Origin of the sequence: Blautia sp. MSJ-19 (assembly GCF_018918125.1) — a bacterium.
Taxonomy (GTDB): domain Bacteria; phylum Bacillota; class Clostridia; order Lachnospirales; family Lachnospiraceae; genus Blautia_A.
This window is the reverse complement of record NZ_JAHLQA010000042.1, coordinates 187854-195385: the sequence shown is the minus strand read 5'-3', so window position 1 is coordinate 195385 and position 7532 is coordinate 187854. Positions and strand designations below refer to the sequence as shown.

Below are 7532 nucleotides of genomic sequence, written 5' to 3'. Positions count from 1 at the left end.
GCATGAGCGGTATTCACTAGAACAAAAACTCAATATAAGTAAAAAAGATAAAACAGCACTATCGCATTGTAAAAAGCAGTTACGCTTGATTGCTATTGAACAACAAAAAATGCTTGCGGCGTAATACTTTTTATACCTAAAGGGAATTTACACACAAAAAAGGACTTGACCAAAAAAAATATCCATTAGCATCAAAAATCCAAGATTTCCTTCGACCCGATGCCGATATCACAAGAGAAAAGGACGCCCTTGGCATCGGAAATATATGCCATTTTTAATCCGATGCTCACACCCCCATAAATAAGTCCATTCTAGCATCGGAAAACAATCTCGTAGTTTAATCGATGCTTTTCTGTCTCATATCGCAATTCTGCCCCAAAGCATGTCTGGATCTCATGGAATAGCCGCTTGTTTATTAATGTCTGGACAGATAATTTATAACCGGCATACAAAATAGACAGAAAAAAAGACCCCTGGCAGCTGCCATGGGCCTTTCCTGCAGGATGAACACGCAAAAATTTGTTTCCAGCTGAATTTCTGCCTTACCTCATCCTCAAAACTCCTTCCTCTCCATAATCCCCTCGCTGACCTTCACAGACACTGCCATACAAACCACCATGACCACGATCATCGCAATCGCTATCTGCCATCCGGCAAATGTATTCAGGAGATCGATGCCTGCACTTCCTTTACAGAGTTCCAGTGCTTTCTTTCCACCGGCGGCCAGAAGGAAGATGACTGCTACCAGTGCGACCATGAGGATCCGGCTTTTTTCGATTTCGTATTTCAGGCGCATCGGGAGCAGGATTGCCAGAAAGATGCCGGCGCAGATCATAACAGCGCCTGTGCTTATGAGGAATTCTTTCCGCGTATGGACAGACTGTGCCTTGAGAAGTCCCGGAATCATGGAAAGAATACCTGCTGCCAGTGTGACGCTTGCTGCTGTCAGATATTTGGATATCACGTATTCTTTTCTGGTAAATGGCAGGGTCATCAGGAAGTTCATTCCATGATGATAGCCGTCATAGGAAATCGTTCCGACAGTGACACTGAGACTTACAAAGATCATATAGCTTATGAAAAAAATACTTCCGTCTGTCTGGACAAACAGATAAATGATCCCAACCGCCAAAACAATGAAATACGTTTTTATATTTACCTTGAGTAATTCCAGGTCTTTCATTAATAAACCGCTCATAATCTCTCTCCTTTCACCAGCATGGAAATCACTTCATCTACGCTTCCTTTTTCGACTACGATCCCCGGGTGGTTTTCCAGATAATAATTCTTCTGGTCTGTCAGACAGCTGTAGCCGAAGGACTCTTTTCTCACACGCAGAAGATATTCTTTGTCAAGGGCTTCGTATTCCTGATCTGATACTTTGAGGAATCCATATTCCTCGAGAATACGGTCTGTCTCTTCATGAAGGACGATCTTGCCTTCATGGATCATATACAGATCATCACAGAAATGTTCCAGATCGCCGGAAATATGTGAACTGATCACAATAGAACGCCCCGGGATCTCCATATATTCCCGCAGAAGATCAAGGATTTCTTCTCTTGCGACCACATCCAGCCCAGCCGTCGGCTCATCAAGAAGCAGCAACCTGCTGCCATGGCTGAGTGCAAGAAGTACATTCAGCTTTGCTTTCATTCCTGTGGAAAACTCTTTGATCTGTTTATTCAGCGGAATCTGAAATCTTTCGCATCTTTCACGAAACTCTTTTTCCTGAAAATCCGGATAAAAACGACTCATGACCGGAATAAGCTGCTGCACTTTCAGATATTCGGAAAATCCACTGTCAGAGAATACGGCTCCAATCTCCTGTTTCTCTTCTGCACCAAGGTCCGCAGCATTTCTGCCAAGTACTTCCACACTTCCCTGATCCGGTCGGATGAGCCCGAGCATCAGCTTGAATGTCGTACTCTTACCGGCTCCGTTTGCCCCGATCAGACCGATGATCCGGTCCTTGGGAATCTGCATATTCAGTTCCAGTATAAAACTGCCATATTTCTTTCTTACATGCTCCAGCTGCACTAACATATCTCATCCTCCATTATGATTTCAAACGACTCACGGATCTCCTTCGCCGTCAGTCCTCCGGCACGTGCCTTACGTACGGCGACTTCCAGTTCTTTCTCCAGTTCCTTGCGCCGCTCCTCCATCAAAAGTTCCTGATTTGTATTTGCGATAAAACTCCCCTTCCCATGGACAGTCACGACCAGCCCCTCTGCTTCCAGACTGTCGTAGGCTTTTTTTACTGTAAGAGCACTGATCTTCAGTTCTCTGGACAGTACACGTACCGAGGGAAGTGCATCCCCTGCAGTCAGCGTCCCCTCGATCACTTCTGCTTTGATCTGCGCCATAATCTGCTCGTAGATCGGCTCCATGGAAGTATGGTTTATGATAAGATTCAACTTCATCCCTCCTTCTGCAAACAGTATATAACAGTATAATACTGTTGTCAACTGTTATATACTGTTTATTGTAATAAAAAAAGCCCTCTTTCCATCGAACTCTGATCTGTTTCGACAGAAAAAAGGCTTTCTGACCTCAAAATCTCAATATTTGATCTTTCTTGTTTCTTCTTTCAGATATCTGTGCTTAATATAATGAAGCAATTTTTCCTCACCATGATCATTCAGAATTCGAAGAAGTGCTTCCAGTTCTTTCTTCGTCTGCGGATGAATAAACCAGAGCTTCTCCTTACTCTTGAGAAAATACTCCAATGGCTGACTGTCATTATAAGCATCTCCAAGGTAATTTCTGGATGCGCTGATCCGGTCCATGACCATCTCTGCCACATATTTACGCGGCATCTGCGCCCCCATGATCACATGTTCGCCATCAAGAGAATAATCTACCCAATGTTCGAAATGATGTTTATTCCGCCCTTTGTGGTGCAGCCAGGAAGTAGATACACCGATATCCTCTCTCTCTGCATTGTTGGGGCTTCGTGTTCCCTGATAATATCTGCATCCTACCAAAAATTCTGTAGGAGAATATTTGGAAAGGTCATGAAGCAGTCCCTGTTTGTACAGACCAATCCGAAAACAGTATTTCATCACCAGTAATTTATGCCTTGTTATTGTCTTGAAGTGCAGCCACGGATGCATGCTTATCTTCCTCCTGCCCTGCGATCAGCACCACTATCGCTCGTGGGTTGATCTTAATTGATTTTGTATATGTTTCTGCTTGTTCCCGGAACCACTGATTTTCTCCAATCTCGGACGTATCTGCAACCTTTTTCCAGATCATTCCCTCCGGAAGATTCGGTAATGCAATATTACGTTTCTCCCAGTGAAAATTCATTCCTATATAAATAAAATCATCTTCTGTTCCGTCCGCTTTTTCTGCATAGGCCCCACAGTACATCACGCCAAGAAGGCGGCTGGTATTGTCATGATTGAGAAACCATGCACGCTCGCCATGTACGGAAATATCCGGAAAGCCCTTTGCCATATAATCCACGCCACGCATTTCCTGTGGCATATGAAGAATCGGATGAGCTTTCCGAAAAGCAATCGCTTCTTTTACAAAAGAAGAAAGTCGTTCCTGTTTTTTTGCTCCCTTCCAGTCTGTCCATCCAACTGTATTGTCCTGACACCAGGCATTATTGTTACCTGACTGAGAATTGGCAAATTCATCTCCGCCATAGATCATCGGTGTTCCCTGACTGAGCAGCAGCATCAGAAATGCATTTCGCATCTGTTGTTCACGCATTCGGCGAATCGCCTGTCTGCGTGACGGACCTTCTATTCCACAGTTCCAGGAATAATTAAATTCACTGCCGTCCCGGTTATCTTCACCATTTGCTTCATTATGACGGTAATTGTAAGCCACCGTGTCATACAAGGTAAAGCCATCCTGACTTGCCATATAATTGATCGTGCCAAAACATCCCGTATTTCTTTTTACATGAAACTCTGCACCGGAAATCATCCCTTCGTCACTCTTGAGGAACCGTCTCATATCCTGCATAAAACCTGAATTGTATTCTGCAAGCATATTTTCCGCATCTGCATTTCCAGAGATTGCAGAAAACATCTTTTTTGTTCCGTAAAGGATCGGATCACGCTCGATCACCGCCTGATGCATGCCGTCTCCCATGAGATGAAATCCATCTACATGATAAAAAAGCTTCCAGTGCCACAGTGAACGCACGACCTGCAGAGACGGCGTTCCTTCCGGAAAATACATTTCCATAATGCATTCGATTCCGGCTCTGTGAAACGCTTTTATCATATCACGAAATTCTCTGTCCGGTTCTTTTGTCACACAATAAGATGCCTTCGGTGCAAAATAAAATCCCTGTGTATAGCCCCAGTAATTGACCCTGTCTTCTCTCCTGGAGCGAACCGCCCTGCCGCCCTCAGGTTCCTTGAGTGCCCGTTCCTGAAATTCATATGCCGGCATCAGTTCAATTGCATTGATTCCCATTTCTTTCCAATACGGAATCATCTCCGTCAGCCCGGCAAAAGTGCCTCTTTTGCGAAGCGATATCTTTGCCTGTTTTGTATAACCTCGCACATGAACTTTATACAGAATCATTTCATTATATGGAATTTCCGGTGCTGTATCTTCCTGCCAGTCATAATCCTTTTCTGAAAGGAACGCGCATCTTACTGCATGTTCATCCTCCAAAACAGCTGCCCCGAATTTCTCTCTTCCTCTGATCACACAGGCAAACGGATCCTGCATGATTCTTCCGTCAATGCGGAAATTATATTCATACCTGTCCGCTTTTATTCCAGATACCAGCATCGCACACATCCTGCCGGTGCGATATTCTTCTGTAAAAGGAAGTTCAATCTCAGGTAATGCGGCACCCTTGCGATACAATACCAGAGATGCCGACAAGCCATATGGAATCTCCACTGCAAAATTGATCCCCGTATTTTTTCTGCTGGCTCCAGGCATCACAGGATCTCCCTTATATGCACATATTCTGTTCTTTTTCTCCATTTCCGGTTCTCCTTGTCACTTTGTATCGGAACAGTGTCCCTTCCTTTTATGCAAAATCAATATCCAGCTCGATCGGGCAGTGATCCGAACCCATAATCTCTGTATGGATCGCTGCATCTTTAAGTTTTTCCCTGAGCGACGGGGATACGATAAAATAGTCAATTCTCCAGCCTGCATTCTTCTCACGGGCCTTAAAACGATAAGACCACCAGGAATAAATGCCTTCCTGTTCCGGATAGAAATAACGGAATGTATCTATGAATCCACTCTCCAGTACTTTTGTAAAGCAGGCTCTCTCTTCATCTGTAAAACCTGCATTTTTGCGGTTGGTCTTTGGATTTTTGAGGTCAATCTCCTGATGTGCCACATTGAGATCACCGCAGCAGATCACCGGCTTGTCTTCCTGCAGTCTCAAAAGATATGCCAGAAAATCTCTCTCCCATTCCATACGATACTCCAGCCTTCGCAACTCACTTTGCGAATTCGGAGTGTACACTGTCACAAAATAGAAGTCTTCGAACTCCAGGGTAATTACACGGCCTTCTTTGTCGTGTTCCTCAATTCCAATGCCGTTTACCACACTAAGCGGCTCTTTCTTTGTAAATATGGCCGTTCCGGAATATCCACGTCTGTTCGCATAATTCCAATACTGATAATAACCTGGAAGTTCCAGCTTCACCTGCCCTTCCTGGCATTTTGTCTCCTGCAGACAGAAAATATCTGCATCCAGCTCTCTGAATCTATCTTCAAACCCTTTTGTAATACAGGCTCTGATGCCATTTACATTCCATGAAATACATTTCATTGTCTCATTTACTCCTTCAAATCGATCAAATGTCTGATAGTTTTATTATACATGATTCACGAGTCAGTTTAAACACATTTTTTTATTTTCGGGCTTTTTCGTTGTATTAAAGGTCTCTATCTGGTAAAATAGGAAATAACAGTGACTGTTTACAGAAACAAATAAAGAAAACAAAGTGAGGACTATCAAATGAGTGACGAATTCAAAAACGGAGGCTGTGCGCCAAGTGACTGTGCTTCCTGCGGACTGGACTGCGGAAACGATTCCCCTGAGAGCCACAACACCATCACCCTGACTCTGGATGATGACACAGAGATCGAATGTGCGATTCTGACAGTATTCCCAGTTGATAAACAGGAATACATTGCATTGCTTCCACTGGATGAAAATGGACAGAATCAGAACGGAGAAGTGTATCTGTATAAATTCTCCCGCACAGAAAAAGGCGATCCGGTTCTTGCCAATATCGAAGACGATGAAGAATATGCCAAAGCAGCAAAAGCTTTTGACATTGTTCTTGACAATGCTCGTAAAGCAGAGGCAGCCGGTGCGCCTCTGGAATAACGATCCCGGTTTACAGAAGTACACAATTCTGTAAAATAAATGTGCTATACAAAATGGAGACCTCAACCATTTCGGTTAAAGTCTCCATTTTATTTTTCTGTTATATCAAAAAACAATCGTTCCTGCTTATTTCTTTTCTGTGGTGCTTCCAAACCCACCATTGCGGACACCTGTAGCCTCATCATCTACCGTAATTCCGTATTCTACAAAAATCCCCTGCATAAAACCGGTTCCTGCCTGAATGCTGACCGTTTTATTTTCATTGCTGTCGTTGGTGATCTTTGCAAAGATATGTCCTTCGTTATCAGAATAGAAATAATCACTGTCAATGATGCCTACCGTATTATTCAGCTGCAGACGGAATTTGAATCCCAGCCCGCTTCGCGGATAGCATTTCAATACCCAGTCCTGCTCCATTTCCACACGGACTCCTGTCGGAATCTTGGCTGTCATACCCGGCTCCAGTGTAATATCCACCGGTGCAAAGAAATCATATCCCGCACTTCCTGCCGTCGCTCTGACCGGCAGACGAAGCTGTTCATAAATGGCCTGAATCTCTTCTTCCGCAGCTGCCGGGAAGGTATCTTTCCAGTCCTTTGTAAACTGCTGTACACTTACTTTATGAAATTTTGCAATTCGTCTCATGTTTCCTCCTGTATGCCTCTTTCAGGCATTACGGTCATTTCCCCTGTACACTGTCTAATTGTTACAGTGCAGGACAATCTTTCCCTCACGAAGTGTCGCGGGAACATCGATCACACGCTGATTGGAAGATCCCTTCCATCGAAGAGCCGTATCCGCCTTATCCTTCTGGAATTCACCATCAACACAGACATCCAGATACTGAACAACTTTTTCATTGCAGATTTCTTCCCAGGAAGAACCTGTATAAAGCCAGATCGTCTTATTTGGATATTTTTCACGAATCTTTTTGGCAAATGCCGTGACTGCAGAAATATTGGACGGATGCAGAGGATCTCCTCCTGAGAAGGTGATCCCACTGATATAATCCTTATCCAGTTCTGCAAAGATCTCTGCCTCTTCTGCTTCCGTAAACGGAAGTCCGCCATTCGGATCCCAGGTAATTGGATTCTGGCATTCCCGGCAACAATGATTACAGCCGGCAACCCACAAAACCACCCGGAGTCCATCACCATTCAGCATATCATCCTTGGTTATATTATGATATCTCATA

9 protein-coding genes are annotated in these 7532 nt (G+C 44.0%); 1 reads left to right on the top strand and 8 read right to left on the bottom strand.

Features of this window, described 5'->3' with window-relative positions; translation table 11 throughout:
* Positions 1 to 553 precede the first annotated feature (553 nt).
* The 6 genes from KQI91_RS14705 to KQI91_RS14680 all read right to left on the bottom strand — a co-directional run bounded on the left by KQI91_RS14705 (position 554) and on the right by KQI91_RS14680 (position 5773).
* Entirely contained in the window at positions 554 to 1198 is a 645-nt protein-coding gene (locus KQI91_RS14705) for an ABC-2 transporter permease (protein ID WP_216393506.1), read from the bottom strand.
* On the bottom strand, positions 1195 to 2046 hold the full coding sequence (locus KQI91_RS14700; RefSeq protein ID WP_216393505.1) for an ABC transporter ATP-binding protein: 852 nt from the start codon (positions 2044 to 2046) through the stop codon (positions 1195 to 1197). The genes KQI91_RS14705 and KQI91_RS14700 overlap by 4 nt, the downstream gene beginning before the upstream one ends.
* A complete protein-coding gene (locus KQI91_RS14695; protein ID WP_216393504.1) occupies positions 2040 to 2420 on the bottom strand; it encodes a GntR family transcriptional regulator in 381 nt (126 codons plus the stop codon). Before KQI91_RS14695 ends, KQI91_RS14700 begins: the two co-directional genes overlap by 7 nt.
* 144 nt (positions 2421 to 2564) lie before the next feature.
* A complete protein-coding gene (locus KQI91_RS14690) occupies positions 2565 to 3119 on the bottom strand; it encodes a DUF5662 family protein (protein ID WP_216393503.1) in 555 nt (184 codons plus the stop codon).
* Positions 3079 to 4968, bottom strand: coding sequence for a Type II secretory pathway, pullulanase PulA and related glycosidase (locus KQI91_RS14685; RefSeq protein WP_216393502.1), 1890 nt, complete (start codon positions 4966 to 4968; stop codon positions 3079 to 3081). The genes KQI91_RS14690 and KQI91_RS14685 overlap by 41 nt, the downstream gene beginning before the upstream one ends.
* A gap of 46 nt (positions 4969 to 5014) precedes the next feature.
* Positions 5015 to 5773 carry an exodeoxyribonuclease III gene (locus tag KQI91_RS14680; RefSeq protein WP_216393501.1) on the bottom strand — a complete coding sequence of 253 codons (759 nt, stop codon included), beginning with the start codon at positions 5771 to 5773 and terminating at the stop codon, positions 5015 to 5017.
* Between the two features lie 189 nt (positions 5774 to 5962).
* On the opposite strand from KQI91_RS14680, the gene KQI91_RS14675 reads away from it, so the two are divergent.
* Positions 5963 to 6337, top strand: coding sequence for a DUF1292 domain-containing protein (locus KQI91_RS14675; protein ID WP_216393500.1), 375 nt, complete (start codon positions 5963 to 5965; stop codon positions 6335 to 6337).
* A gap of 126 nt (positions 6338 to 6463) precedes the next feature.
* Here KQI91_RS14675 and KQI91_RS14670 read toward each other — a convergent pair whose 3' ends face one another.
* Entirely contained in the window at positions 6464 to 6982 is a 519-nt protein-coding gene (locus KQI91_RS14670; RefSeq protein WP_216393499.1) for a deoxyuridine 5'-triphosphate nucleotidohydrolase, read from the bottom strand.
* Positions 6983 to 7036: 54 nt separating this feature from the next.
* Positions 7037 to 7531 carry an anaerobic ribonucleoside-triphosphate reductase activating protein gene (nrdG, locus tag KQI91_RS14665; RefSeq protein WP_216393498.1) on the bottom strand — a complete coding sequence of 165 codons (495 nt, stop codon included), beginning with the start codon at positions 7529 to 7531 and terminating at the stop codon, positions 7037 to 7039.
* Between the last annotated feature and the right edge of the window lies 1 nt (position 7532).